This window comes from Achromobacter marplatensis, assembly GCF_002209535.1.
Taxonomy (GTDB): domain Bacteria; phylum Pseudomonadota; class Gammaproteobacteria; order Burkholderiales; family Burkholderiaceae_B; genus Achromobacter; species Achromobacter marplatensis.
In genome coordinates this window covers 205,697-232,232 of the sequence record NZ_NJIG01000008.1, presented here as the reverse complement: position 1 = coordinate 232,232, position 26,536 = coordinate 205,697, and the positions used below count along the sequence as shown (strand labels likewise).

Genomic DNA, 26,536 nt, shown 5'->3' with positions numbered 1-26,536 from the left:
AGGCTTGATGATACCGTGGCCGTCATGACCGCGGCACGGCAGGAGCGAAAAGGAAGAAGGCCCCCACGCTGCGCACGCTCCGCATGCTTGCTGCCCCCCCAAGGGGACGCTTTTTTGCCTTGGGGCGGCCCTTCAGCAAAAACGCTCCCAGGGGGAGCGTTTCGTTGGCGTCGGTCAGTCCGCTTCGTCGATCCAGGCCATCTGGATGGCCTCCAGGATCTTCTCGCCACAATGGGCGGGGTCGTCGCTGAATTCCGGCAAGGCCATGACCCATTCGCGCAGTTGCGTAAAACGCAGCGTCTTGGGGTCCACGTCCGGGTGCGCGTCGACCAGCGCGGCGGCAATGTCGTAGGTGTCGGTCCACTTCATCAATGGCCCTCTTTGGCGTGGTTGATGGTGTACTTGGGAATCTCGACCGTCAGGTCGGTATCGGTCACCAACGCCTGGCACGACAGGCGCGACGTCGGGGTCAGGCCCCAGGCCTTGTCCAGCAAGTCCTCTTCGTCGTCCGTCGCGTCTTCCAGCGCGGAATAACCTTGCTTGATCACCACGTGACAGGTCGTGCACGCGCACGACAGCTCGCAGGCGTGTTCGATGTCGATGTGGTTGTCCAGCAGGACACGGCAGATCGACACGCCCTTGGGCGCGTCTTCGATCACGGCGCCCTCGGGGCAGTAATCGGGATGAGGCAATACAGTCAGTTTCGGCATACGTCTAATCAGGCGATCTCATCAAGTTTGCGGCCCGCCAGTGCGGCACGGATGCTGCGGTCCATTCGCCGCGCGGCAAAGTCGTCGGTCGCGGCCGACAGCGCTTGCACCGCGTCTTTCACCGTGTCCACGTCCTGCGCGGACTGCGCGGCAATGGCGGCCTGCAGGCATTCGTCAACATGCTTGCGTTCTTCCGCGTCCAGCAGGTCACCGTCGACGGCCAGGGCGGCCTGCACGGATTCCACCAACTGGCGCGCATCCACCTGTTGCTCACGCAGCATGCGGGCGCGTGCGTCCGTATCGGCCTGCGCCACGCTGTCGGCCAGCATCTGCGCAATCTCGTCGTCGGTCAGCCCGTAGGACGGCTTGACCGAAACGGCGGCCTCGACGCCCGTGCTTTGTTCACGGGCCGTCACGCTCAGCAGGCCATCCGCGTCCACCTGGAAGGTCACGCGGATGCGCGCAGCGCCCGCCACCATCGGGGGGATGCCACGCAACTCGAACCGGGCCAGCGAACGCGAATCCGCCACCAGGTCGCGCTCGCCCTGCACCACATGGATGCTCATGGCCGTCTGGCCATCCTTGAATGTCGTGAATTCCTGGGCGCGGGCGACAGGAATGGTGCTGTTACGCGGAATCACGCGCTCGACCAGCCCACCCATGGTTTCCAGCCCCAGCGACAGCGGAATTACATCCAGCAGCAGCCAGTCCTCGCCCGGCGCGCGATTGCCCGCCAGCAAGTTGGCTTGCAAGGCGGCGCCCAGCGCCACCACCTGATCCGGGTCCAGATCGGTCAACGGTTCCGTACCGAATACACGTCCGACAGCGGCGCGCACGACGGGCATGCGCGTTGCGCCACCCACCATCACCACACCGCGCACGTCGGCTGCCTTCAGCGACGCATCGCGCAGCGCTCGGCGCGCGCAATCCAGCGTACGCTCTACCAGAGGTTGCGCCAGTGCCTCGAATTCTGCGCGGGTCAGCACGACGTCGACATCGCGCCCGTCCGCCAGCGTCAGCTTCAGGTTGGCGGATTCGGCATCGGACAGTGCTTCGCGCGCAGCCCGCGCCGCCATCAACAGCCCGCGTCGGTCTGCCGGCGAGAACTCGCCAGCGGCAAGCTTGGCCACGGCATGGTCGGCGATCAAGGCGTCAAAGTCGTCGCCGCCCAGCGCCGTATCGCCGCCGGTGGAGATCACTTCGAACACGCCTTGAGTCAGGCGCAGAATGGAAATATCGAAGGTGCCGCCGCCTAGGTCGTACACGGCATACACGCCTTCCGAGGCGTGGTCCAGGCCATAGGCGATCGCCGCGGCCGTGGGTTCATTCAGCAGACGCAAGACATTCAGGCCGGCCAGTCGGGCAGCGTCGCGCGTGGCCTGGCGCTGGGCGTCGTCAAAATACGCCGGCACGGTGATGACCGCGCCCACCAGGTCGTCGCCCAGGACGTCTTCGGCACGCTGGCGCAACACCGCCAGGATCTGCGCCGACACCTCGACCGGGCTCAGGTCGCCCTGCGCGGTGCGGATGCGCACCATGCCGGGCGCGTCCACGAATTCATACGGCGCACGCGTGGCGCGCGCCTCTTCCAGCGAACGGCCCATGAAGCGCTTCACGGACACGACGGTGTTCAGCGGGTCTTCGGCCTGTTGAGCCAGCGGCTCGCGGCCGGTGGTGACTTTGCCACCCGGGAAATAACGCACCGCCGAGGGCAGCAAGGCATGGCCTTCTGCATCAGGCAGCACTTCGGCGACGCTGCTGCGCACGGCCGCGACCAGAGAATTGGTAGTGCCCAGGTCGATCCCCACCGCCAGCTTGCGCTGGTGCGGCGCGGGCGACTCGCCGGGCTCGGATATCTGCAATAAGGCCATGATTGTATTTTTCTGCTCAGTAGGCGGCGAAATCCGGGCGCCTGCTTCAGGCGCCCCAACGCGGCTTGGACTATCCGGCGGGCTGCGCGTGCGCCAGCTCTTCCGCCAGCTTTTCCACGAACATCCATTCCCGGATCTTCAGCCCGGCAGTCGCGTAGTCGCGCTCGTTGTCCAGCAGACTCGTCAGCGTGGCGCGCATCGCAGTGCGCGCCGCTTCCAACTCCGTCTGCAAGGCGGCCAGGGCAACGGCGTCGTCGCGCGCATCGTCCAGCATCTCGCGCCAGGTCATCTGCTGCATCAGGAAAGCCGTGTCCATGGACGTATTGCTTTCGGTCTGCAGATCAATGCCTGCCTGCTCACACAGGTAACGTGCGCGCAGCAAGGGATCCCGCAACACGCGGTACGCCTCGTTCGCGCGCGCCGCCCACTGCATGGCCACGCGGCGCTCCGCGGGGCTGGCCGTGGCGTAACGGTCGGGATGCACTTGCGCGGCGACAGCACGCCATGCGGACTCCAACGCTTGCGCGTCCAGGTCAAAGCGTGCCGGCAAGCCGAACAGGCTGAAGTGGTCGTCTCCAGCCAAGACTTACACCGTGAACGACTCGCCGCAGCCGCAGGTCGCCTTTTCGTTGGGGTTGCGGAACTTGAAACCTTCGTTCAGGCCTTCGCGGGCGTAGTCCAGCTCGGTGCCATCCAGGTAAGCCAGGCTCTTCGGGTCAATAAAGACCTTCACGCCAAAGCTTTCGAACACGGCGTCTTCCGGCGCCGAGTCGTCCACGTATTCCAACTTGTAGGCCATGCCGGAGCAGCCCGTCGTCCTAACGCCGAGCCGCAAGCCAATACCCTTTCCGCGCTTCTGCAAGTAGCGCCCGATATGGGTGGCAGCCTGTTGGGTCAGGGTAACGGACATGATCAGCCTGCCACCGCTTCGGCCGGAACCGAGTGCTTTTCTTTGTAGTTCTGCACCGCGGCCTTGATCGCGTCTTCGGCCAGGATGGAACAGTGAACCTTCACCGGCGGCAATGCCAGTTCTTCGGCGATCTGCGTGTTGCGGATGTTCATCGCTTGGTCCAGCGTCTTGCCCTTGACCCATTCGGTCACGAGCGAGCTGGAAGCGATGGCCGAACCGCAGCCGTAGGTCTTGAAGCGCGCGTCTTCGATCACGCCGGCTTCATTCACCTTGATCTGCAGCTTCATGACATCGCCACAGGCGGGTGCGCCGACCATGCCGGTACCGACCGACTCGTCCGACTTGTCGAACGAACCGACGTTGCGCGGGTTTTCGTAGTGATCCAGAACTTTGGTGCTGTAAGACATGTTATTTCTCCACGTATTTCTTGGCGCGGGCGCTTAGTGCGCGGCCCACTGCACGGTGTTCAAGTCGATGCCTTCCTTGGCCATTTCCCAAAGCGGCGACATGTCGCGCAGCTTGCCCACGCGGCTCTTGAGCAATTCAATGGCGAAGTCCACTTCCTTTTCGGTCGTGAAGCGGCCCAGGGTGAAACGGATAGAGCTGTGCGCCAACTCGTCGTTGCGGCCCAGCGCGCGCAGCACGTAGGACGGCTCCAGGCTGGCCGAGGTGCAGGCCGAACCGCTGGACACGGCCAGTTCCTTGATCGCCATGATCAGGGACTCGCCTTCGACGTAGTTGAAGCTGACATTCAGGTTGTGCGGAACGCGCTGGTCCATGTCGCCGTTGAGGTAGACCTCTTCGATTTGCGACAGGCCATTCCAGAGACGATCGCGCAACATGCGGATGCGCTCGTTCTCGGTGCCCATTTCTTCACGGGCCAGGCGGAACGCTTCGCCCATGCCGACGATCTGGTGCGTGGCCAGCGTGCCCGAGCGGAAACCGCGCTCGTGGCCGCCGCCGTGCATTTGCGCTTCGATGCGGATGCGCGGCTTGCGGCGAACATACAGCGCGCCGATGCCCTTGGGGCCATAGGTCTTGTGCGCCGAGAACGACATCAGGTCGACCTTCAGCTTTTGCAGGTCGATTTCCACCTTGCCCGTCGCCTGAGCGGCGTCCACGTGGAAGATGATGCCCTTTTCACGGCAGATCTCGCCCAGCGTCTCGATATCCTGGACCACGCCGATCTCGTTGTTCACCATCATCACCGACACCAGCACGGTATCGGGGCGCAGCGCGGCCTTGAATGTATCCAGGTCGATCAGGCCATCGTCTTTCACATTCAGATACGTGACGTCGAAGCCTTGGCGTTCGAGCTCGCGACAGGTATCCAGCACCGCCTTGTGTTCGGTCTTGACGGTGATGATGTGCTTGCCGCGTTCCGCGTAGAAGTTCGCGGCGCCCTTGATGGCCAGGTTGTCGGATTCGGTGGCACCAGAGGTCCAGACGATCTCGCGCGGGTCGGCGTTGACCAGCTTGGCAACTTCTTCGCGGGCGCGTTCAACGGCTTCTTCGGAATCCCAGCCGAACGAGTGGCTGCGCGATGCGGGGTTGCCGAAGTTCTCGTACAGCCAGGGCACCATCTTGTCCACGACGCGGGGGTCGACGGGCGTCGTGGCCGAATAGTCAAAATAAATCGGGCGGGTGGTCATATCTACAACTCCTGATACTGCTTATACGGTGGCATTGGCGGCGACGGTCGTGGTCGGGGCGTTGGCGGCGGCATTCGTGCCCCCTACCCGATTCACACGTACCGCGCAGGCCTGCGCTTGATTGTTGGCTTCCTGCAATTGGCGCACGCGCTGCTGATCAACCAGATCTTGCAGGGACACCGAATCCAGGTAATCGACCATCTTGCGATTCAACGTGGCCCAGAGTTCGTGCGTCATGCACTTGCCCGGCTTGCCGTCGTTGCCGCTCGTACAGTCCCGTTTGCCGCCACAGCTCGTGGCGTCCAGCGGCTCATCGACCGCGAAGATGATGTCGGCAACGGTCACGTTGCGCGCAAGGCGTGCAAGCGAATAACCGCCGCCCGGGCCGCGTACGCTGTCCACGAGTTCGTGGCGACGCAGTTTCCCGAACAGCTGTTCCAGATAGGAAAGCGAAATATTCTGACGCTGGCTGATGGCCGCAAGAGTGACCGGGCCGCTATGCTGCCGCATAGCCAGATCGATCATGGCAGTCACGGCGAAACGCCCTTTGGTAGTTAGCCGCATGGTGGGTTCCCTGTGATTCGGCAATGGCCGCCAGCGAATCCAGCGGTCAATACCCGAGTAATTGGCTCAAGTATAGCCTATTCCCGACTAATTTGGTATGGCTCCCGGCTAGAAAAAACCGCGCATGTGCGCGGTTTTTTCACTGCCAAGTACGCCGAGAGCCGCTCAGTGGGCGGCTCTACGGCCTAGACGGTCACGCCGCCTGGTACTGGGTAGCGCGCTTACGGACCAGTTCAAGAACACCCTGACAGGCGTCTTCCAGATAATCGAGCACCTTGCCGAAACCATCGGCGCCGCCATAGTACGGGTCAGGCACGGTGGCCTCCTCGAACTCATTGGCAAAGCGCATCAGCAGCATCAATTTGTGCTGATAGGTTTTGGGGCACTGCTGCTGCATGGCGGACAGATTGTCCCAGTCCATGGCGAGGATAAGATCAAAGTCGCGGAAATCTTCCGCGGTGACCTGACGCGCCTCACAGTGCGTGATCTCGTAGCCGCGCTTACGCGCCGCAGCCTGCGCCCGGGCATCAGGCGCCTCGCCGATATGAAACGCGTGCGTGCCCGCGGAGTCGATGCGAACAACATCGCCCAAACCCGCGTCGTTCACCAAATGGCGAAACACGCCCTCTGCGCTCGGCGAGCGACAGATATTGCCCATGCAAACGAAAAGTACCTTGGTCATCATGGAAGTAAGTGTGCGGGAAAACCCGAGATAAGGCAAGCTTTTTTTGCAATTATCCGATTGGATAAGGGCTGCCGAACATCCAGACTATTGTCATTAAAATCAATGAGTTAAGCGGATATTCAGTCGCAGGAAACAGGCTCGGATCCCGGGGATTCACGAAGATTGTGAAGCCGCAATTGCAACATTGCGGGTTTTACACATTTTCAGGAAGGCGTCAGCAAAAAGACACGTTTTGATACGTGCTTTGCTACACCGCCCCATCCAGAAGCACCCGTTGCTTCAAGGCCGTCAAGGCATCGCGGGCGGCAGCGGCCTGCTCGAACTCCAGGTTCCTGGCATGGTCCATCATCAGCTTTTCCAGGCGCTTGAGTTCGCGCGCCAGGGCCTTTTCGTCCTTCAGGAATTCCGCCGGCACGGCAGCTTCCAGCGCATCGTGCTGAACCGGGGCGACGATGCCATCGATCAGTTCGCGCACCGCCTTCTGCACCCCGCGGGCCGTAATGCCGTTGTCGATGTTGAATTGCAGCTGCTTGGCGCGGCGACGGCTGGTTTCCTCCATTGCGCGCTGCATCGAATCCGTAATGCGGTCGGCGTACAGGATGGCGTGGCCGTTCAGATTGCGCGCCGCGCGGCCAATGGTCTGGATCAGGCTGCGCTCGGAACGCAGGAAACCTTCCTTGTCCGCGTCCAGGATGGCCACCAGCGACACTTCGGGGATGTCCAGCCCTTCACGCAGCAGGTTGATCCCCACCAGCACGTCGAACGTGCCCAGGCGCAGGTCGCGCAGGATTTCCACGCGTTCCACCGTGTCGATGTCGGAGTGCAGATAGCGCACCTTCACCCCGTGCTCGCTCAGGAAGTCCGTCAGGTCTTCCGCCATGCGCTTGGTCAGAGTGGTGACCAGCACACGCTCGCCCAGCGACACGCGCGCCTTGATCTGGCCCAGCAGGTCGTCCACCTGCGTGCGGGCCGGCAACACCTCAACCAAGGGATCGACGAGCCCCGTGGGCCGCACCACCTGCTCGACCACGTTGTCCGCGTGCTCTTTCTCATAGGCGGCCGGCGTGGCCGACACGAATACGCACTGGCGCATCCGCGTTTCGAATTCCTCGAGCTTGAGCGGCCGGTTATCCAGCGCCGACGGCAGGCGAAAGCCGTACTGCACCAGGGTTTCCTTGCGCGAGCGGTCGCCGCGGTACATGCCGCTCAGCTGCCCGATGGTGACGTGGCTTTCGTCGATGAACATCAACGCGTCGGACGGCAGGTAATCGATCAGCGTGGGCGGAGGATCCCCCGGCGCCGCGCCGGACAGGTGCCGCGAGTAGTTTTCGATGCCCTTGCAGAAACCCAGTTCCTGCAGCATCTCCAGGTCGAACCGGGTGCGTTGCTCCAGCCGTTGCGCCTCGACCAGATGACCGTCGTCGACGAAGCGCTTGACGCGTTCGCGCAGCTCTTCCTTGATGGTCTCGATGGCGCGCAGGACGGTGTCGCGCGGGGTCACATAGTGCGAGCCCGGATAGACGGTGAACCGCGGCAGCTTCTGGCGGATGCGGCCGGTCAGCGGGTCGAAGAGCTCCAGGCTTTCGATCTCGTCGTCAAACAGCGTCAGGCGCAGGGCGAGTTCGGCGCTTTCCGCCGGAAAGATGTCGATGGTCTCGCCACGCACCCGGAACACGCCGCGGGTGAATTCCGCGTCGTTGCGCGTGTATTGCATCGCCACCAGGCGGGCCAGGATCTCGCGGCGGGAAATCTGGTCCCCGCTGCGCAGGATCAGCACCATCGCGTGATAGTCGCCCGGGTTACCAATACCGTAGATGCACGACACCGTGCCCACGATGATTGTGTCCCGACGCTCCAAGAGGCTCTTGGTGGCCGACAGCCGCATCTGCTCGATGTGTTCATTGATGGACGAATCCTTTTCAATGAACAGGTCGCGCGTGGGCACGTAGGCCTCGGGCTGGTAGTAATCGTAGTAAGAGACGAAATACTCGACGGCGTTCTTCGGGAAGAACTCCCGCATTTCAGCGTAGAGCTGCGCCGCCAGCGTCTTATTAGGGGCCAGTACCAAGGCGGGCCGCCCCATCCGGGCGATCACGTTGGCCATGGTGTAGGTCTTGCCCGATCCCGTCACGCCCAGCAGCGTCTGGAACATGAGGCCATCTTCGACCCCCTGCGTCAGGCCGTCGATGGCCGCGGGCTGGTCGCCTGCAGGAGGATAAGGCTGATAAAGCTGAAATGGGCTGTCCGGATACTCGACGAATCCGGGCTTCACTTCCAGCCCCGGCACGGACGCAGCCGATGCCGACGCCGCCGTCAGATCCGCAGCGAGATCATCATTCAGATCTCCCGCGCTGCTCGGGTCTATTGGGCTCTTGGGCATGCTAGACTGTTCCAGGGTAAACCCCCCATTATCCACAGCACACCGTACTGCGTCCACCCATCCTCATCAGAGTCCCATGAGCAACCTTTTCGATTCCGTCGAACTCGCGCCGCGCGACCCCATTCTTGGTCTGAACGAACAATTCAACGCGGATACGCGTCCCGGTAAAGTCAACCTGGGCGTGGGCGTGTACTACGACGATCAGGGACGGATCCCCCTGCTGGGCGCCGTACGCAAAGCCGAAACCGCCCGCATCGAGGCCGCCGCCGCACGCGGCTACCTGCCGATCGAAGGCATCGCCGGCTACAACCAGGGCGCTCAAGCGCTGCTGCTGGGCAAGGAATCCCCGTTGGCCGCCGCCGGCCGCGTTCTGACCACCCAGGCTCTGGGCGGCACGGGCGCGCTGAAGATCGGCGCCGACTTCCTGCGCCAGTTGCTGCCGACCTCCAAGGTCCTGATCAGCAACCCCAGCTGGGAAAACCACCGCGCCCTGTTCGAGCGCGCCGGCTTCGAAGTCGGCACCTACTCGTACTACGACGCCACCACCCGCGGCCTGAATTTCGACGCCATGCTGGCGGACCTGAAGGCCGCACCGGCCAAGACCGTCGTCGTGCTGCACGCGTGCTGCCATAACCCGACCGGCGTGGACCCCACCGCCGACCAGTGGAAGCAGATCGCCGCCGTCGTGAAGGAAAACAATCTGGTCCCGTTCCTCGACATCGCCTACCAGGGCTTTGGCGAAGGCTTGACGGAAGACGCCTCGGTCGTGCGCCTGTTCGCCGACCTGGACATGACCATGTTCATCAGCTCGTCGTTCTCGAAGTCGTTCTCGCTGTACGGCGAACGCGTGGGCGCACTGACGGTCGTGGCCGGCAGCAAGGAAGAAGCCACCCGCGTGCTGAGCCAGTTGAAGCGCGTCATCCGCACCAACTACTCCAACCCGCCGACCCATGGCGGCACGGTAGTGTCGACGGTCCTGAACACGCCGGAACTCTTCGCCATGTGGGAAGAAGAACTGGCCGGCATGCGCGACCGCATCCGTCTGATGCGCAAGCAACTGGTCGAGAAGATCAAGGAACACGGCGGCAAGCAGGACTTCAGCTTCGTCCTGCAGCAACGCGGCATGTTCTCGTATTCGGGCCTGACCGCCGCGCAAGTGGATCGCCTGCGTGAAGAACACGGCGTCTACGCCGTTTCCAGCGGCCGCATCTGCGTCGCCGCCCTGAACAGCGGCAACATCGACAAGGTTGCCGCCGGCATCGCCGCCGTGCTGTAACCCAGAGCTTGGGCCATCTGGCCCGATTGCTGAAAAAGCGGAGCCTTCGGGCTCCGTTTTGCTAAAGGGGCCCTGGCTGGCTTGCTTTTTTGCGCTACGTCCCCCAGAATGGCGCTGTATATATGTACAGTCCGCTCGCACCGGATCATCGCCATGGCCAGCAAACTTACAGATCGCCAGCAGCAAATCCTCGACCTCATCCGGCAAACCGTCACGCGCACGGGCTTCCCGCCGACGCGTGCCGAAATCGCCCAGGCCCTGGGTTTCCGTTCGCCCAACGCGGCGGAAGACCATCTCAAGGCATTGGCCCGCAAGGGCGCCATCGAGCTTACCGCCGGCGCCTCGCGGGGCATCCGCCTGAAGGACGGCGCCTCCGCCTCTTCGCAGGCTTCCCTGCCCATACCCTCGCTGGCGCAGTTGCTTCTGCCGCTGGTGGGCCGCGTCGCCGCCGGCAGCCCCATTCTTGCCGCTGAACACGTCGAGCGCGAAGTGGGCGTCGACCCTCACCTGTTCGCGCAAGCGCCCGACTACCTTCTGAAGGTGCGCGGCATGAGCATGCGTGACGCCGGCATCCTCGAAGGGGATCTGCTGGCCGTGAAGAAGGCCTCTGAAGCCCGCAACGGCCAGATCGTCGTGGCCCGCCTGGGCGACGACGTCACCGTCAAGCGCCTTCAACGCACCAATGGGCATATCGAGCTTCTGCCCGAAAACCCGGACTTCCAAACCATCGTGGTGGAAGCCGACCAGGAATTCGCACTGGAAGGCATTGCGGTGGGCCTCATCCGCACGCACGCGCTGCACTAGCCCGCAATCTCCTTCAAAGCCTCTGGCGCCAACGCGCCCTTGGCGCAAAAGAAAAACCCCGCTGCAGCGGGGTTTTTCATTGGGCGCCCTCTTTCGAAGGCGCCCTTGGGGTCGTGATCAGTGTTTGAGCACCGGATCGGTCGAACCCGGCTCAGCCGGTTTGGCCACCAGGGGCTCCTTTACCGCTTCTTCCTCAGCCAGCGGCTCAGGCAGGCGTTCCAGGGCCAGTTCCAGCACCTTGTCGATCCAACGGACCGGCACGATCTCAAGGTGGTTCTTGACGTTGTCCGGAATCTCCGCCAAGTCCTTGACGTTTTCTTCCGGGATCAAGACCGTCTTGATGCCGCCACGGTGCGCAGCCAGCAGCTTTTCCTTCAGGCCGCCGATCGGCAGCACTTCGCCGCGCAGCGTGATCTCGCCGGTCATGGCGACATCGGCACGCACCGGGATGCGAGACAAAGCCGAGACCATGGCGGTCGTGATCGCGATACCCGCGGACGGACCGTCCTTGGGCGTCGCGCCTTCCGGCACGTGCACGTGCATGTCGTGCTTCTCGAAGACGCTGTCGGCAAACCCCAGACGGCGGGCACGCGAGCGCACCACCGTACGAGCCGCCTCAACCGACTCCTTCATCACATCGCCGAGCGAACCCGTGCGCTGGATGACACCCTTGCCGGGCATATCCGCGACTTCGATCGTCAGCAGGTCGCCGCCGACTTCCGTCCACGCCAGGCCGGTTACCTGACCGATCTGGTTTTCCTTTTCGGCCATGCCGAAGGTGTAGCGGCGCACGCCCAGGTAGTCGCTCAGGTTCTCGTCCGTGACATTGACCGGCTTGACCTCAAAGGTCTTGCCTTCGGCCTTGGCGCGATCAGTCTGGGTCAGCAATTGCTTGATGACCTTGCGGCAGATTTTGCCCACTTCGCGTTCGAGCGCACGCACACCGGCTTCGCGGGTGTAGTAGCGCACGATATCGCGCAGCGCGGAATCGTCCACCGTCAGCTCGCTGTCCTTCACGCCGTTGTTCTTCATCAGCTTGGGCAGCAGATGGTCGCGAGCGATATGGATCTTTTCCTCTTCCGTGTAACCAGACAGGCGGATCACTTCCATACGGTCGAGCAGCGCCGGCGGAATATTCAGCGTGTTGCTGGTGGCCACGAACATGACGTCCGACAGATCGAAGTCGACCTCGATGTAGTGGTCCTGGAACGTATGGTTCTGTTCCGGATCCAGCACTTCGAGCAGCGCCGACGAGGGGTCGCCACGGAAATCCATGCCCAGCTTGTCGATTTCATCAAGCAGGAACAGCGGATTGCGCACGCCGACCTTCGACATGTTCTGGACGATCTTGCCCGGCATGGAGCCGATGTACGTCCGGCGGTGGCCACGGATCTCGGCCTCGTCGCGAACGCCGCCCAAGGCCATGCGCACGAACTTGCGGTTCGTCGCCTTGGCAATGGATTGGCCCAGGGAGGTCTTACCCACGCCCGGAGGTCCAACCAGGCACAGGATCGGGGCCTTCACCTTGTCCACGCGCTGTTGCACGGCAAGATACTCGAGGATGCGTTCCTTGACCTTTTCCAGACCGTAGTGGTCGTTGTCCAGCACCGTCTCGGCATTGGCGATCGAGTTGTTGATCTTGCTCTTCTTCCTCCAGGGGAGGTTGATGAGCGTATCGATGTAGTTGCGCACCACGGTGGCTTCGGCCGACATGGGCGACATGAGCTTGAGCTTCTTGAGCTCGGCATCGGCCTTCTTGCGCGCCTCTTTGGGCATGTGGGCAGCGATGATCTTCTTTTCAAGCTCTTCGATGTCCGCGCCCTCTTCGCCTTCGCCCAACTCCTTCTGAATGGCCTTGACCTGCTCATTCAGGTAGTAATCGCGCTGGCTCTTTTCCATCTGCTTCTTCACGCGGCCGCGAATCCGCTTCTCGACCTGGAGGATGTCGATTTCGGTTTCGAGCTGGGTAAGCAGACCTTCAAGGCGCTCGGACGTGCCGACGATCTCGAGCATCTTCTGTTTCTGCTCGAGCTTCAGCGGAAGATGCGCGGCGATCGTGTCGGCCAGGCGACCGGCATCATCGATGCCAGCCAACGAGGTCAGGATCTCCGGGGGGATCTTCTTGTTGAGCTTTACGTATTGTTCGAACTGGGCAACGATCGCGCGGCGCAACGCCTCGGTCTCGGAGCCTTGCATGGCGTCCGGCTCGATCGGCGTCACCTGGCAGGTGAAGTGCGAATCGGCGTCTTCAATGCTGTTGATGCGGGCACGCTGGGTACCTTCGACCAGCACCTTGACGGTGCCGTCAGGCAGCTTGAGCATTTGCAGGATGCCGGCTACGCAACCAATCTCGTAGACGTCTTCGGGGGTGGGGTCATCTTTGCCGGCGGACTTTTGGGCCACGAGCATGATGCTTTTGCCCGCTTCCATCGCAACCTCGAGCGCGCGGATAGAGCGCGGACGGCCGACGAACAGCGGGATGACCATGTGCGGGAACACCACGACATCGCGAAGTGGGAGCAGGGGCAGGTCGATCGGGTCGGAAGGCAGGGTCTGGCTGGCAGACATAGGAGGTTCCTCGGTATGACTCGGCGTATCGGGGACAGGAGGCCCGGGTATACCCCGAGCTATCCACGTCAGTTACGTCTGTTATGGGAACAATAGCCGAAAATTCAAGATCCCGGCGGCCCGATAAACAAAAGGCAAAAAAAAATGCCCCTGCGGGCCGCCAGGAAGGAAAAAAACCCGTTACAGGAACGGGTTTTTCTGAAATATCAGGCTGCGGCGTCGCGGACTTCTCCGCGGTCCGGCTTTTCCGTTTCGCCGGCTTCGTCAGCGTAGATCAGCAGGGGTTTGCCTTCACCTTCAATGGCGTTCTCGTCCACCACGACACGCTTGACGTTGCCTTGGGAAGGCAACTCGTACATGGTGTCCAGCAGCGTCTGCTCGATGATCGAGCGCAGGCCACGAGCGCCGGTCTTGCGCTTGAGCGCCTTACGGGCAATGGCCTTCAGTGCGGCAGGCCGCAGGTCCAGCTCGGCGCCTTCCATCGCGAACAGCTTCTGGAATTGCTTGAGCAAGGCGTTCTTGGGCTCGGTCAGGATCTGCACCAGGGCCGCTTCGTCCAGTTCGTCCAGCGTAGCGACGACAGGCAGGCGACCAACCAGTTCAGGGATCAGGCCGAACTTGATCAGATCTTCGGGTTCGACTTCCGAGAACAGTTCGCCCACGCCGCGTTCGGACTTGGCGCGTACGGACGCCGAGAAGCCGATGCCCGATTTCTCGGTGCGGTCGCGGATGACCTTTTCCAGCCCGTCGAAAGCGCCGCCGACGATGAACAGGATGTTCGTCGTGTCGACCTGGACGAAGTCCTGGTTGGGATGCTTGCGGCCGCCCTGCGGGGGCACCGAGGCAACCGTGCCTTCGATCAGCTTGAGCAAGGCCTGCTGCACGCCCTCGCCCGAGACGTCGCGGGTGATGGACGGATTGTCGGACTTGCGGGAAATCTTGTCGATTTCGTCGATGTAGATAATGGCGCGTTGCGCCTTCTCGACTTCATAGTTGCAGTTCTGCAGCAACTTCTGAATGATGTTCTCGACGTCTTCGCCCACGTAACCGGCTTCGGTCAGCGTGGTGGCGTCAGCCATGACGAAAGGCACATTCAGCATGCGCGCCAGCGTCTGCGCCAGGAGCGTCTTGCCCGACCCGGTGGGGCCGATCAGCATGATGTTGCTCTTGGAGAGCTCGACTTCGTCACCCTTGATCTCGCCGTGACGAATGCGTTTGTAATGGTTGTAGACCGCCACGGCCAGCATGCGCTTGGGCGAGTTCTGCCCAATCACGTACTGGTCCAGGAAGGTCTTGATTTCGGCCGGAGTAGGCAGTTCGGAACGAATCGCCGCGCGCGCGGTCGCTTGCGCTTCCTCGCGGATGATGTCGTTGCACAGGTCTATGCATTCATCGCAGATGAACACCGACGGACCCGCGATCAGCTTGCGGACTTCATGCTGGCTTTTATTGCAAAACGAGCAATGCAGCACTTTTGCGTCTGCCGATCCCTTTTTTTCAGGCATATTTGTTTCGTATCTCAGGTAAAGATGCGCCAGACCGGATAAAGGGTCCAGCGCATGCGCTTACTCAAACTTGATGGCAGCGGGTTCGGATCAACCGGGAAGTCAGCCTTCCGAGCGGGAGGTCATCACCTTGTCCACCAATCCATACGATACCGCATCTTCGGCGGACATGAAGTTGTCACGTTCCGTGTCCAGGCCGATACGCTCCATCGACTGGCCGGTGTTGTCGGCCAGGATCCGGTTCAGGCGTTCACGCAGGTCCAGGATCTCGCGAGCCTGGATCTGGATGTCGGACGCTTGGCCCTGGGCGCCGCCCGACGGCTGATGGATCATGATCCGCGAGTTAGGCAGCGTGAAACGCTTGCCCTTCTTGCCAGCCGCCAGGAGGAACGCGCCCATGCTGGCCGCCAGGCCGGTGCACAGGGTCGATACGTCCGGCTTGATGAACTGCATGGTGTCAAAAATGGCCATTCCCGCATACACCGACCCGCCGGGCGAGTTGATGTACAGGGAAATGTCCTTGTCAGGATTCTCCGATTCCAGGAACAGCAACTGCGCCACAACCAGGTTGGCCGTTGCGTCATTGACCGGACCCACCAGGAAAATGAGCCGTTCGCGGAGCAGACGCGAATAGATGTCGTAGGCGCGTTCGCCGCGCCCCGACTGCTCGATAACCATGGGAATGTAGCCCAGGCCGGTGGGGGTCACCGAAGACCCGCCATTCATTGCCGCATAGAAATCGGTGAATCTCTGCATAGTGTTACGCCATCCCCATCAACTGATCGAAAGGCACCTTTTCTTCGGTGACCTTGGCCTTTTCCAGCACGTGCGCGACAACGTTGTCTTCCAGCACGATAGCCTCGATTTCAGCACGACGCTGGCGGTCAGCCAGGTAATAGCTGACAACCTGAGCGGGTTGTTCGTAGTTCTCGGCGAATTCTTCAATGCGCGCGCGAACTTGCTCGGGCTTGGCTTGCAGCTGGGCTTGCTTGACCAGTTCCGACACCAGCAGGCCCAGACGGACGCGGCGTTCGGATTCGGTCGAGAAGGCTTCAGCCGGGATCGGCACGGACTCGGCGTTCGGGATGCCGCGCTGCTTGAGCTCTTCGCGGGCAGCGGCAACACGGCCTTGCACGTCGTTGTCGACCAGCGACTTCGGCACATCGAACTTGCCGGCTTCGACCAGAGCGTCCATGACGCTGGACTTGGTACGGCCAGCCGAACGGACCTTGACTTCGCGCTCGATGTTGCTGCGGATGTCGGCCTTCAGCTTTTCGATGTCGCCTTCGGCCTGGCCGAGCGACTTGGCGAATTCGCCGTTCAGTTCGGGCAGGACGCCTTCAGCCACTTCCTTGACGGTGATGGTGAATTCGGCAGTCTTGCCGGCGACTTCCACGCCTTGGTAGTCGTCAGGGAACTTCAGTTCGAAGACCTTGGTTTCGCCAGCCTTCAGGCCGCGCGCCGCTTCTTCGAATTCCGGCAGCATGCGGCCTTGGCCGAGCACGAACGGGAAGTCTTCGGCCTTGCCGCCTTCGAACGGCACGCCGTCGATGGTGCCGGCGAAGTCCAGCGTGACGCGGTCGCCGTCTTGCGAGGCGCGGCCTTCACGGGCTTCGAACGTGGCGCGCTGCTTGCGCAGGACGTCCAGGGTCTGTTGGACTTCGGCGTCGGTGACGGCGGTGTCAAAACGGGTGACGGCCAGGGACGACAGGTCCGGCACGACGACTTCGGGGTAGACCTCGAACGTGGCGGTGAACGCCAGCGTGTCGTCGGTGACGCCTTCAGTCTTGGGTTCCAGGTTCGGGGCACCAGCGACGCGCAGCTTGGCGCCGTCGATGGCTTGTTCGAACGCACGGCCAACTTGGCTATTGATCACGTCGTAGCGGATGCTGGGGCCATGGCTGCGCTCGAGCATGGCGAGCGGAGCTTTACCCGGGCGGAAGCCGGGGACCTTGGCGGTGCGAGCCACGCGCTTCAATTGCGCCTGGACTTCCTTTTCGACGTCGGCCACCGAGACGGCCAGATCAACACGGCGCTCCAGGCCGGAGAGGGTTTCAACCACAGGCTGCATTAAAAGACCTATTTTCCGAGAGATGAGATTACGGGCGGATAAACGCGGCATTTTACCGGAAACTTCCGGATCCCTGACGCAAAGGGGCGCGAGCCCCGGATTTGCCCGGATGCTCGCGCCCCGTTTTCCGCCCGAAAAGGGAGGGAGAACGTCTTTTCGACGCCTTTATTTGGCCTTGGCGATGCGATCTTCGATGTGCTGAGCGCGCTTGGCCGAGGACGGGTGCGAGCTCATCATATCGCTCTTGCCGCCATCCAGCTCGGCCAGCTTCTGAAATGCCGTCACCAGACCACGGGTATTGAGCTTCTTGGCCTGCAGCTGGTCGAACGAATAGTCATCCGCGGCGCTTTCCTGCGATTGCGAGAATTGCGCATTGATGAACTTCTCGGTCAGGTCGCCCAGCTGCGAGGAATTCAGGGCGGCAACCGTCGCGCCACCAGCGGCACCTGCGGCGTCACGCGCGGCCGAAACAGTGTAGGCCGTCTGCATGGCCTTCTTGCTGTGGCCCAGCGCCACGTGGCCGATTTCGTGGCCGACCACGCCCAGCACTTCGTCGTCGGTCATCATGTCCATCAGGCCGCTGTAGACGCGGATGCAGCCGTTGGCCATCGCCCAGGCGTTGACGTCCTTGGTGATGTAGACCTTGTAGTTGGCCTTCTGGCCATTGACCGTGCCGCCCAGCGACTTGGCGATCTTCTGCAGACGGGCGTCGTACTTGCTGCCGGGGGCAGCGATTTTTTCCTGCGAGTCGCTTTGCGCGCAAGCCTTGTCGGACAAGGTCTTGATTTCGGCATCGCTCAGGGTGGCAGCTTGAACAACCTTGCTGCCAGCGCCCACCAGGCCGCCGATATCGAGAGCATGCGACGCAGAATAAGGGGCAAGCGCAACGGTCAACGCGGCAACGGTGTAGCGGATCTTCATGGGAACAAACTCCTCTTGACTGGCTCTATGCGAGTGAGGCGGCAATTCTATCCATGCCAAAAGCGCTCAAAGCGTTTCGCCACAGAGTTTCGCAAATGGCAGTTTCGCTTACATAAAAGCCCAGCAAGCCGCGCCCAAGCGTGCTATTGCGCCGCCTTCCCCAACATGAACGCGCCACAAAAAACTCATGCCCGGCGAGTCCGGGCATTGATAGAATTGCCGCCGCACTTTTCATCGCCCCATAACAACGGCTCGCACCCAACATGCATAACACCCCCCCTCCCCGCCTAGGCCTGCTGCCCAGCCTGATCTTCAGTTCCCGCTGGCTGCAATTGCCCCTGTACCTGGGCCTGATCGTCGCGCAAGGCGTGTACGTCATGCTCTTCCTGAAAGAGCTTTGGCACCTGGTGACGCACGCCAGCAGTTTTGGCGAAATGGAAATCATGCTGCTGGTCCTGGGCCTGATCGACGTGGTCATGATCTCGAACCTGCTGGTGATGGTGATCGTGGGCGGCTACGAGACCTTCGTGTCCCGCCTGCGTCTGCAGAACCATCCGGATCAGCCCGAATGGCTGAGCCACGTCAACGCCAGCGTCCTCAAGGTGAAGCTGGCGATGGCCATCATCGGCATCTCGTCGATCCACCTGCTGCGCACCTTCATTGAAGCCGGCACGATCGGCACGCCCAGCGCGCGCTTCACCGAAGCCGGCGTCATGTGGCAGACGATCATCCACGCGCTGTTCATCCTGTCGGCGCTGGGGATCGCGCTGGTGGACAAGCTGTCGACGACATCGACGCAAAAGCACTGACCTCGGCAAAAAAAAGCCCCCATGCGTTGCGCATGGGGGCTTTTTTATGGGCCGAACACCGGGATCCACCCCGGGGCGCTACCCGGAAAACATCAGGCCGCGACCTTGATGTTCTTGGCGCTCGGACCCTTGGGGCCGGTGCCGACCTCGAAAGTGACGCGCTGGTTTTCCTGAAGCGACTTATAGCCTTCGCTGCGGATTTCGGAGTAATGGGCGAAAAGGTCTTTGCTGCCGTCGTCGGGCATGATGAAGCCATAACCCTTTTCGGCGTTGAACCACTTAACGATGCCGGTTGCCATGGAGTGTCCTTGAACCTAGAAAATGCGATTGCTCGCGGGGCGCCAGATCATCAAGGATGGGAGAGGAAGCAACCGCAGCACCACTGACGGCGACAAGTTAACGCAGACCGCGTCGCTTGAGAATCTCGCTGAACCCAGTGTATTGGTGAACCCCGAAAAACGTCAAATATGCGAATGGTCGAAGCGTCAATTCAATGCGCACGTCCGCATGGCTAAAACGCGGGTCGCGGCCACTTGAAACGCGTCGTGCGATTGAACATTTTCACCTTGGCATGAACAGATACATGCCGATACCGGGTGGCGGATGGGACCTTGCCGAGACGTCGGCTCCGCCCCGCCGAACACGCTAGCCAGAAAAGCCGCCGGCGTCCAGGAATTGCTGCTCGGCCTGCGTGGTCTGCCGGCCCAGCGCCGCATTGCGGTGCGGGAAGCGCCCGAAGCGCTTGATGATGTCCCGATGCAGGACGGCCCAGCGCAGGGAATCCGCGTCCAGCGGCTCCATCAGCGCGACGCTGCGGTTCTGCGTCACGAGGCTTTCGGCGTGTTCGAACGGCATATAGAAGAATTGGCGCAGCTGTGGATCCACCGCCAGGTCGTGGCCGGAAGCGATCGCGCGTTCAGCGAAATATTGCGCCAGGGGATCGGTGGCAAACATGTGTGCCGTGCCGCGATAGGCATTGCGCGGGAATTGGTCCAGCAGGATCATCAGCGCCAGGGCGCCATCTGCATCTTCCAGCCAGGCATCCAACTCACGCGACGCGGCGGCCCAATGCGCGGCTTCGAACCGCTGGCGGAACTCGGCATCGAAAGCGTCGCTCTTCGTGAACCACTGCTGTGGGCCTGCATCCATCCAGAACGCGACCACGTCTTGCGGTTGCACGGCAAGGGGCTTCGGGGATGATGAGGTCATGGCGGGGATCCTGGAGGCATGGTGAGCCCGCATGGCGGGCAACGCCACCTGCAGACCGAACTTCAGAAGGATACCGCGCAAAAACAAAAAAAGCCCCCGAAGGGGCTTTTTTGAAAACTCAGACCTTTACAGGACCTGAATCTTCGTGGCTTGCGGGCCCTTGGGGCCATTGGCCGTCACAAAGCTGACGCGCTGGTTCTCTTCCAGAGACTTGAAGCCAGAACCCTGGATTTCGGAGAAGTGAGCGAACAGATCCTTACCACCCGCTTCCGGGGTGATGAAGCCATAGCCTTTTTCCGAATTGAACCACTTAACGACGCCGGTTTCCATACTGTATTTCCTAGAGATAATGGGCAAATGCCCGGAGGTCACGAATCAATCAAGGAGGGGACAGTAGAACAATAACGCTGAGCCGGAAAAGGCACGGCACTGAACGAAAATCGCAACGCTTGTGATCGTGTGCCGACACTATCGTTATGTTCCCCTCACAAGTCAACATAATCCTAAAAAATACGTGCCAATAATGCAACAAAGAGAAACTGCGTTGAAAACTTGCACGTTTTCATAGGCAAAACTTGTCCCTGCATAGGTGTAAACACCCATACATTCATAAAAAAACAATCAAGGCTTATATAAATGCCGGCTAAACCCGTACACCCCTCATACGTCGTTCAGATAGGCACTTTGGTTTGCCGCCAGGCTTACTCGTCGATAGGTAAACCCAACAAATCGAGCGCCGCGCCAAAAGCATCGGAACCCGAGCAAAGGAAAACCGCCACGTCGCCGGGATTCATATTTTCCAGGACTTGGTCGATTTGTTCTTGCGCATTATCAACATTGTCGACATTTGAAGCGTGTATATCCGCCCCAGCTTCGACCTTTTCGATGGGAACGATGTCCGCGATCGCATTGAGATCGGTTACGCCCACCACGACATAGACGCTGATGGACTCGCCATCGATCGTCGTGAGCAGCTCGACGCCGCCCGTCACGTCGGCAAGGTGCCGACTTACTATTTCCATGTTCAATCTTCCTTGATCAGCGGGCCAAGCCCGCTTGGGCGCACGCACCGTGAAGGTGCAATCTCACGCCCAGGCGCGACTATAACAGCCTTATGCTAATGCTTCTTGACATTCGGACCCAGGGACTGCCTGGCGGCGCCGGACGTGGCTGCGACGCTACGGCAGCGCACCCCGGCTTCGGCCAGGACGCGGATCAGCGGCTTCTGGGCGGCCAGGAAGGCGTCCTTGTCGTCGCCGGCCAACTTGCAGATGAACATCTGCGCCAGCAGCTGGGTGCGGCGCGCCTTGCGGTTGCCCGCTTCTTCGGCCAGCCATTCGCCGATCCAGGTGGCAACGGCCTCGGCGTCGCCCTGCTGCTTGACGTGACCCAGCAGGTCATAGACCGTCACGCCGGTAATGCGGTCGTCTTCGCCGCGCGAAAGAAAGAGCTTGGCAGCCTGGCCCGAGTAACCGGGGATCAGCGCGAGGCAATCGCGTTCAGCGGGTTTCTTCATAGCGTTCTGTGTGTTTCGTTGTCGAGAACCCTGGACTGTAACCCGGCCTTGCGCCCTGTCGCATCGGCGCCACGGAACTCTGCTATTGTCGGCTTACCCATTTTCTACACGGTGAACATCATGCAACGCGATTTCGATCTGGTCGTCACGATTCTGGGCGCCCTGCGCGACGCGCCTGGCCCCAACCTGAGCACGCACGACATCAAGAACGCCGCCCTGGCCCCACACCCCGAAGAGCAAGGCCTGCAGACCATTGCGCACCATCTGGACCTGCTGTCCGACGCCGGCCTGGTCAAGCAAGTCAGCGAGACGGCCGCCAGCGCCGCCGCGACGCGTTGGCGCATCACGTGGAAGGGCTACGATGCCCTGGAGCAGGACGAGGACGACGAAGAAGACGCCGAAGACTTCGACGCTGAAGAATAAGGCGGTAGCCTGGCGCTCAGCGGCGCTGCAGGATGCGCCGCGTGAGCAGCGATGCAGCAGTGCCGATCACCAGGCTGAACATGAAGGCGGCGATCGACAGCATCGCCGACAGGTCGCTGAAGCCGCCATGGCGCGACAGCAGGAAAACCGCCACGAACACCGCGGCGGCCAGCGCGACCACCCCGATCAGCACCTGTTTGACCGAGCGCAGGCGGCCACAGAGCGAGCCGCCGACCAGCGCGGCCGCCACCATCGCGGCCATGGACCAGAACAAATATTCGTACTGCATGCGAACGTTCTCCCCCGAAGGCATGAAGGCGCCCGCATTATAGGCGCGGGATCAGCCCTGGGCGGCGACCGCCACCATGCTGATCTCGACCAGCGCGCCGTAGTGCAGTTCGCGCGTGGGCACGATGGCCCGCGCGGGGCGGTGGGCGCCGAACACGCGTTCGTAGACCCGGTTCACCTCATCCCATAGCGCGATATCCGGGATATACACCGTGACGCTGGCGACCGTGGCCAGCGAGGCGCCGGCGGCTGCCAGAATCGCCTTCACGCTGCGCAAGGCCTCTTCGGTCTGGGCGGAAGCCCCGTCCGCCAATTGCGGCTTGGCGCCTGCCTGCGCGGGCGCCCGAAAGCCCAGTTGCCCCGAGACGAAGACAAAGCCATTCACCCGTACCGCCTGCGAGTAATGCCCGGCGGGCGGCGTGGCGTCGAGGGTATTGATCAATTCCATCGTGGACTCCTGTTGATGTGGGTCGGGCGCGCCAGGACTTACCAGCCGCGGAAGCGTTCCCAGCGGGCCACCACGCCCGGCTCGCCCGGGCGCACCACCTGATAGGCCTCGTGCTGGGCGCAGGTGGCGCATGCGTGGTTGGGCACGATGCGCAGCTTCGTCCCCAGGGGCAGATCGGGCAGGCGCGCGCTGCTTCCCGCGCGCAGCATGATGATGCCCTGTTCCTGGTTGGTTTCGGCCAGCAGCAAATCGGGATAGACCTTGCCGTCGACGTCGCACACCAGGCCATACAACTGATCCACCGGTTGCTTGGCCGTGCCGCGGTCGCGCGACATGGCCATCCAGCCGGCGTCAACAAGGATCCAGCCCTTGTCGGCCTGATGGCCGATGACGGTCGTCAGCACGGTGGCGGCGATGTCGTCGGTCGAGCACACGCCCAGCCCTGCCATCACCAGGTCGAAGAACACGTACACGCCCGCGCGCACTTCCGTCACGCCATCGAGGTGGCGGGCAAAGTGGGCGGTGGGCGTGGAGCCGACGCTGACGACCGGGCACGGCAGCCCTGCCTGGCGGATCGCTTCAGCGCAGCTGACGGCAGCCCAGCGCTCTTGTTCGGCCATGTCGGCGATCGCCTCCAGGCTGCGGCAGCCGTAGGACTCGCCGGCATGCGTCATGACGCCGCGCAGGCAGCCTGCGGCATGCAGCACACGGGCGATGGACAGCAGATGCTCGTGATTACCCGGCTGCACGCCGGCGCGGTGGCCGTCGCAATCGATCTCGATCAGCGTGGGCACGGGGCGGCCCTCGGCCGTGGCACGATCGGCGACCGCCTGGGCGGCTTCGATGCTGTCGACGACCACGGTCAGGTCCACGCCCTTGCCGCGCAAGGCGAGCACGCGGTCCAGCTTGGAAGGCGACACGCCGACGGCATACAGCAGATCGGTGACGCCGGCCGCGGCGAACTGTTCGGCTTCTTGCAGCGTGGACACGGCGGCCGGCCCTTGGGGGCTGGCCATCACGCGGCGGGCCACGTCGATCGATTTAGGCGTTTTAAGATGCGGCCGCAATTGCACCCCATGGCCGGCCATCAGCGCGTTCAGGCGCTGGATATTGCGCGTCATGCGGGTTTCATCCAGCAGCAGGCAAGGCGTGTCCAGGGTATCCAGGGGGGTCGGTAGGTGGGCGGATGTCATCGGGGCGGGTCTCGGCAGTTCAGATCGGGAGGACGCCAGGCGAGCCCGGGATCCAGTTGCATGAAGTATGGCGTGGCGCGCCCCATACGTGTTTAATACAAGCTTAATTTTTAATTAAGCCGAATCTGAATGATCACCACCGACGACCTGCGGTTTTTCATGACCTTGGCGGCCACCCCTTCCCTGGCGCAGGCGGCGCGCGCCCTGGACGTGACGCCCCCTGCCGTCACGCAGCGGCTGCACGCCCTGGAAAAGCGCCTGGGCGTCAGGCTGGTCAACCGGTCGGGGCGCGGCACGGCGCTGACCGACGAAGGGCGGCTGCTGGCGCTGCGGGCGGGGCAAATCTGCGGCGAATTGGGTGATCTGGCGGATGAACTGGCGGGACGTCGCGGCGTGGTGGCAGGCCATTTGCGCGTGGTGGCGCCGTTGGGTTTCGGCCAGCGCTACGTCGCCGGACTCGTGGCCGGTTTTCGCAAAAGCAGCGACAACATCACCGCGAGCCTGACGCTGTCGGATGGCCCGCCGCGGCTGGCGACCGACAACTGGGACGTGATGGTGCATATCGGCGAACTGCGTGATTCGACGCTGGTGGCCTACCCCCTGGCACCCAACCGCCGCATCCTTTGCGCGTCGCCCGCCTATCTGGCGCGCCATGGCGCGCCCGCCAAACCGGAAGACCTGCGCGACCACGACTGCATCGCCTTGCGCGAAAACGACGAGGACGTGACGCTGTGGCGCTTCAAGCGCGGGCGCGGGCCGGCTGTCGGCGTGCGCATCGCGCCCCTGCTGTCGAGCAATACCGGCGCGGCCGCGCTTGAGTGGGCGCTGGCCGGGCACGGCATCGTCGCACGGTCGGAATGGGATGTGGCCGAACACCTGAAGGCGCGATCGCTGGTGCCGTTGCTGGCCGGGTGGAACCTGCCTGACGCCAATGTGGTGGCGCTGGTGAAATCGCGCCAGGACCTGTCTGCGCGAACCGCCGGATTCCTGGCGCACCTGCGTGCGGCGTTCACCGCCACGCCCTGGCGCGAAAAAACCTAGGCGCGCCTAGTCCAGCATCGCTTCGGCTTCGATCTCGACCAGCCATTCGGGCAGGGAGAGCCCGCTGACGATGACCCAGGACGAAGGCGGCGGGTCCACAGGAAAGCGGTCGCGCAGGGCTTGCGCAATCACTTCCTGGTCCTCGCGGACCGTCTCGCAGATGTAGATGCGCAACATGATCACCTGCGCCATGGTGCCGCCCGCCGCCGCCAGCACGCGTTGGATATTGTCCAGCGCGGCCTCGGTCTGCTCTTGCAAGCCGGGCCCGACGGTTCGTTCGTTGATGTCGACGCCGACCTGGCCGGATAGCAGCATCCGGCGCTGCCCCGTCACGATGACCGCCTGGCTGAAGCCATATTGGACGGTGTTGAAAACGGTGTCGGGATTGACGACGGTTCGGGACATGATGTGCTCCTGTAGGCGGCGCGCCCCGCAGCGCGCCGGAACCGCCATTCTATCGAGACGCCCTCCTCAGGAAGCGACGCGCCCTGCCGCGCCGGCCCGCGCCCCCGGCAATGCCACCAACAGCACGATGGCGCCGGCGACGACCGCCGTCCAGAATCCCGCCCGGACGCCGTAGTGGTCGACGACCCAGCCCGCCATCGCCGCGCCGGCAGCCACGCCCGCGCCCAGGCCCGTCACCAGCCACGTCAGCCCTTCCGTCAGGCGCTGTCCGGGCACGCTGCTTTCAACCAGCGCCATGGCGATGATCATGGTGGGCGCAAATGACAGCCCGGCCAGCAGCACGCCCAGCGAGAGCGTGATGAGGTCATTCACCAGCAGCAACGGCAAGGTCGTGAAGGCCGTGACCGCCGCCGCAATGGATAGCATCCGCGCAAGCGGCATCTGGAACTTCAGCACGCCGAAAACCAGCCCCGCCACGCAGGAACCCAAAGCATAGGCCGACAGGATGAGGCTGGCGCCCGCCGGCACCCCTTGCGCCCGGGCGAACGCGACGCTGAGCACGTCGATCGTGCCGACGATCACGCCCATGGCCGACATCATCGCCACCAGCGACTGCATCGGGGGCATGCGCAGCACCGAGTCCTCGCGCCCTGCTTGCCTGACCTGGACGGCGGGCGCGGTCGCCCGCTGCAGGACGAACGCCGTCACACCCACCGCCAGCAGCAGGGCTGCGGCGAGCGGTGCGGCCTGGGGAAACAAGGCCACGCTCAGCCCCACTGAAATGGGCGGCCCCACGATGAAGCTGAGCTCATCCGCGACAGATTCCAACGCATAGGCCGTGCGCAACTGCGGTTGGTCGCGGTAGATTTCCGTCCATCGCGCGCGGATCATCGCGGGCATGCTGGGCAAGGCGCCCGCCAGCACGGCAAAGACGAACAGCGTCCAATCCGGCGCATTCCACTGGACGCATGCGGCCAGGCCAATCAGCGCCAGCACGCAAATGCCGGCCGCCACCGGCAGCACTCGCCCCTGCCCATGCCGATCCACCAGGCGCGAGATGCGCGGGGCCAGCAAGGCGGTGGCCAACGCGAACGTGGCGGCGACACCCCCCGCCAGCGCGTAGGCCCCGCGCACTTCCGACAGCATCGTGATGATGCCGATGCCGATCATCGGCAAGGGCAGGCGCGCGATCGCGCCGGCCAACACAAAACCGGTGGCGCCGGGCGCCTCGAACAACTCACGATACGGATTGGACACCGATAACCTTTAGAACCTGGTAGACGGCGA

The 26,536-nt window shown here is 62.6% G+C and carries 30 protein-coding genes; 5 read left to right on the top strand and 25 right to left on the bottom strand.

Annotation, left to right across the window (positions count from 1 at the left end; genetic code table 11):
- Positions 1 to 174: 174 nt before the first annotated feature.
- The 10 genes from iscX to uvrB all read right to left on the bottom strand — a co-directional run bounded on the left by iscX (position 175) and on the right by uvrB (position 8,772).
- Positions 175 to 369 carry a Fe-S cluster assembly protein IscX gene (iscX, locus tag CEY09_RS20590; RefSeq protein ID WP_006225292.1) on the bottom strand — a complete coding sequence of 65 codons (195 nt, stop codon included), beginning with the start codon at positions 367 to 369 and terminating at the stop codon, positions 175 to 177.
- Positions 369 to 710 carry an ISC system 2Fe-2S type ferredoxin gene (fdx, locus tag CEY09_RS20585; RefSeq protein ID WP_006225293.1) on the bottom strand — a complete coding sequence of 114 codons (342 nt, stop codon included), beginning with the start codon at positions 708 to 710 and terminating at the stop codon, positions 369 to 371. The genes iscX and fdx overlap by 1 nt, the downstream gene beginning before the upstream one ends.
- Positions 711 to 718: 8 nt before the next feature.
- Positions 719 to 2,581, bottom strand: coding sequence for a Fe-S protein assembly chaperone HscA (gene hscA / locus CEY09_RS20580; RefSeq protein ID WP_006225294.1), 1,863 nt, complete (start codon positions 2,579 to 2,581; stop codon positions 719 to 721).
- 70 nt (positions 2,582 to 2,651) lie between these two features.
- Positions 2,652 to 3,164: a Fe-S protein assembly co-chaperone HscB gene (hscB, locus tag CEY09_RS20575; protein ID WP_088590074.1), complete on the bottom strand. Its 513-nt coding sequence runs from the start codon at positions 3,162 to 3,164 to the stop codon at positions 2,652 to 2,654.
- 3 nt (positions 3,165 to 3,167) lie between these two features.
- Positions 3,168 to 3,491, bottom strand: coding sequence for an iron-sulfur cluster assembly protein IscA (gene iscA / locus CEY09_RS20570; RefSeq protein ID WP_006225296.1), 324 nt, complete (start codon positions 3,489 to 3,491; stop codon positions 3,168 to 3,170).
- A 2-nt stretch (positions 3,492 to 3,493) separates the two neighbouring features.
- Complete coding sequence (iscU, locus tag CEY09_RS20565) at positions 3,494 to 3,898, bottom strand: Fe-S cluster assembly scaffold IscU (protein WP_006225297.1); 405 nt, start codon at positions 3,896 to 3,898, stop codon at positions 3,494 to 3,496.
- A gap of 33 nt (positions 3,899 to 3,931) precedes the next feature.
- A complete protein-coding gene (locus tag CEY09_RS20560; RefSeq protein ID WP_088590073.1) occupies positions 3,932 to 5,143 on the bottom strand; it encodes an IscS subfamily cysteine desulfurase in 1,212 nt (403 codons plus the stop codon).
- Positions 5,144 to 5,164: 21 nt separating this feature from the next.
- Positions 5,165 to 5,707 (bottom strand): Fe-S cluster assembly transcriptional regulator IscR, encoded by a 543-nt coding sequence (iscR, locus tag CEY09_RS20555; RefSeq protein ID WP_035213312.1) that lies wholly within the window; start codon positions 5,705 to 5,707, stop codon positions 5,165 to 5,167.
- A gap of 193 nt (positions 5,708 to 5,900) precedes the next feature.
- Entirely contained in the window at positions 5,901 to 6,392 is a 492-nt protein-coding gene (locus CEY09_RS20550) for a low molecular weight protein-tyrosine-phosphatase (RefSeq protein WP_006225301.1), read from the bottom strand.
- Positions 6,393 to 6,639: 247 nt separating this feature from the next.
- Positions 6,640 to 8,772 carry an excinuclease ABC subunit UvrB gene (gene uvrB / locus CEY09_RS20545; RefSeq protein ID WP_006225302.1) on the bottom strand — a complete coding sequence of 711 codons (2,133 nt, stop codon included), beginning with the start codon at positions 8,770 to 8,772 and terminating at the stop codon, positions 6,640 to 6,642.
- Positions 8,773 to 8,848: 76 nt separating this feature from the next.
- Here uvrB and CEY09_RS20540 point away from each other — a divergent pair, with 76 nt between their 5' ends.
- Together CEY09_RS20540 and lexA are read left to right on the top strand one after the other, a co-directional pair.
- Positions 8,849 to 10,048 (top strand): amino acid aminotransferase, encoded by a 1,200-nt coding sequence (locus CEY09_RS20540; protein ID WP_088590072.1) that lies wholly within the window; start codon positions 8,849 to 8,851, stop codon positions 10,046 to 10,048.
- A 153-nt stretch (positions 10,049 to 10,201) separates the two neighbouring features.
- Entirely contained in the window at positions 10,202 to 10,852 is a 651-nt protein-coding gene (gene lexA / locus CEY09_RS20535; protein ID WP_088590071.1) for a transcriptional repressor LexA, read from the top strand.
- Positions 10,853 to 10,969: 117 nt separating this feature from the next.
- On the opposite strand, the gene lon is transcribed toward lexA, so the two are convergent.
- The 5 genes from lon to loiP form a co-directional block, all read right to left on the bottom strand.
- Positions 10,970 to 13,420, bottom strand: a complete 2,451-nt coding sequence (gene lon / locus CEY09_RS20530; RefSeq protein WP_088590070.1) for an endopeptidase La — start codon at positions 13,418 to 13,420, stop codon at positions 10,970 to 10,972.
- 206 nt (positions 13,421 to 13,626) lie between these two features.
- A complete protein-coding gene (clpX, locus tag CEY09_RS20525; protein ID WP_006225306.1) occupies positions 13,627 to 14,925 on the bottom strand; it encodes an ATP-dependent Clp protease ATP-binding subunit ClpX in 1,299 nt (432 codons plus the stop codon).
- Between the two features lie 102 nt (positions 14,926 to 15,027).
- Positions 15,028 to 15,681, bottom strand: coding sequence for an ATP-dependent Clp endopeptidase proteolytic subunit ClpP (gene clpP / locus CEY09_RS20520; protein WP_006225307.1), 654 nt, complete (start codon positions 15,679 to 15,681; stop codon positions 15,028 to 15,030).
- 4 nt (positions 15,682 to 15,685) lie between these two features.
- A complete protein-coding gene (gene tig, locus CEY09_RS20515; protein WP_006225308.1) occupies positions 15,686 to 16,996 on the bottom strand; it encodes a trigger factor in 1,311 nt (436 codons plus the stop codon).
- A gap of 165 nt (positions 16,997 to 17,161) precedes the next feature.
- A complete protein-coding gene (loiP, locus tag CEY09_RS20510; RefSeq protein ID WP_006225309.1) occupies positions 17,162 to 17,917 on the bottom strand; it encodes a metalloprotease LoiP in 756 nt (251 codons plus the stop codon).
- Positions 17,918 to 18,180: 263 nt separating this feature from the next.
- Between loiP and CEY09_RS20505 the strand changes: the two genes are divergently transcribed.
- Entirely contained in the window at positions 18,181 to 18,726 is a 546-nt protein-coding gene (locus CEY09_RS20505; RefSeq protein WP_088590069.1) for a TIGR00645 family protein, read from the top strand.
- 92 nt (positions 18,727 to 18,818) lie between these two features.
- On the opposite strand, the gene CEY09_RS20500 is transcribed toward CEY09_RS20505, so the two are convergent.
- The 5 genes from CEY09_RS20500 to CEY09_RS20475 form a co-directional block, all read right to left on the bottom strand.
- The gene (locus CEY09_RS20500; RefSeq protein ID WP_006225311.1) at positions 18,819 to 19,025 is read right to left on the bottom strand and encodes a cold-shock protein; all 207 of its coding nucleotides are present in this window, start codon (positions 19,023 to 19,025) and stop codon (positions 18,819 to 18,821) included.
- 346 nt (positions 19,026 to 19,371) lie between these two features.
- The gene (locus CEY09_RS20490) at positions 19,372 to 19,935 is read right to left on the bottom strand and encodes a DUF924 family protein (RefSeq protein ID WP_088590067.1); all 564 of its coding nucleotides are present in this window, start codon (positions 19,933 to 19,935) and stop codon (positions 19,372 to 19,374) included.
- A gap of 126 nt (positions 19,936 to 20,061) precedes the next feature.
- The gene (locus tag CEY09_RS20485) at positions 20,062 to 20,265 is read right to left on the bottom strand and encodes a cold-shock protein (RefSeq protein ID WP_006220190.1); all 204 of its coding nucleotides are present in this window, start codon (positions 20,263 to 20,265) and stop codon (positions 20,062 to 20,064) included.
- A 371-nt stretch (positions 20,266 to 20,636) separates the two neighbouring features.
- Entirely contained in the window at positions 20,637 to 20,957 is a 321-nt protein-coding gene (locus tag CEY09_RS20480) for a hypothetical protein (RefSeq protein ID WP_006225315.1), read from the bottom strand.
- Positions 20,958 to 21,052: 95 nt separating this feature from the next.
- Positions 21,053 to 21,451, bottom strand: coding sequence for a hypothetical protein (locus tag CEY09_RS20475; protein WP_088590066.1), 399 nt, complete (start codon positions 21,449 to 21,451; stop codon positions 21,053 to 21,055).
- 120 nt (positions 21,452 to 21,571) lie between these two features.
- Here CEY09_RS20475 and CEY09_RS20470 point away from each other — a divergent pair, with 120 nt between their 5' ends.
- On the top strand, positions 21,572 to 21,874 hold the full coding sequence (locus tag CEY09_RS20470) for a DUF2513 domain-containing protein (protein ID WP_006225318.1): 303 nt from the start codon (positions 21,572 to 21,574) through the stop codon (positions 21,872 to 21,874).
- 16 nt (positions 21,875 to 21,890) lie between these two features.
- Here CEY09_RS20470 and CEY09_RS20465 read toward each other — a convergent pair whose 3' ends face one another.
- Genes CEY09_RS20465 through CEY09_RS20455 form a run of 3 tightly spaced genes read right to left on the bottom strand, consistent with a single transcriptional unit; the run spans position 21,891 to position 23,803 of the window.
- Positions 21,891 to 22,163: a hypothetical protein gene (locus CEY09_RS20465; RefSeq protein WP_006225319.1), complete on the bottom strand. Its 273-nt coding sequence runs from the start codon at positions 22,161 to 22,163 to the stop codon at positions 21,891 to 21,893.
- Between the two features lie 51 nt (positions 22,164 to 22,214).
- Positions 22,215 to 22,610 (bottom strand): RidA family protein, encoded by a 396-nt coding sequence (locus CEY09_RS20460; RefSeq protein WP_088590065.1) that lies wholly within the window; start codon positions 22,608 to 22,610, stop codon positions 22,215 to 22,217.
- A gap of 38 nt (positions 22,611 to 22,648) precedes the next feature.
- Entirely contained in the window at positions 22,649 to 23,803 is a 1,155-nt protein-coding gene (locus CEY09_RS20455; protein ID WP_088590064.1) for a DSD1 family PLP-dependent enzyme, read from the bottom strand.
- A gap of 129 nt (positions 23,804 to 23,932) precedes the next feature.
- Between CEY09_RS20455 and CEY09_RS20450 the strand changes: the two genes are divergently transcribed.
- Positions 23,933 to 24,844, top strand: a complete 912-nt coding sequence (locus CEY09_RS20450; RefSeq protein ID WP_088590063.1) for a LysR family transcriptional regulator — start codon at positions 23,933 to 23,935, stop codon at positions 24,842 to 24,844.
- Between the two features lie 6 nt (positions 24,845 to 24,850).
- Here the strand turns inward: CEY09_RS20450 and CEY09_RS20445 are convergent, their stop codons facing one another.
- Together CEY09_RS20445 and CEY09_RS20440 are read right to left on the bottom strand one after the other, a co-directional pair.
- Positions 24,851 to 25,249, bottom strand: a complete 399-nt coding sequence (locus CEY09_RS20445) for a RidA family protein (RefSeq protein WP_006225323.1) — start codon at positions 25,247 to 25,249, stop codon at positions 24,851 to 24,853.
- A gap of 66 nt (positions 25,250 to 25,315) precedes the next feature.
- Positions 25,316 to 26,506 (bottom strand): MFS transporter, encoded by a 1,191-nt coding sequence (locus tag CEY09_RS20440; RefSeq protein ID WP_088590062.1) that lies wholly within the window; start codon positions 26,504 to 26,506, stop codon positions 25,316 to 25,318.
- Positions 26,507 to 26,536: the final 30 nt, after the last annotated feature.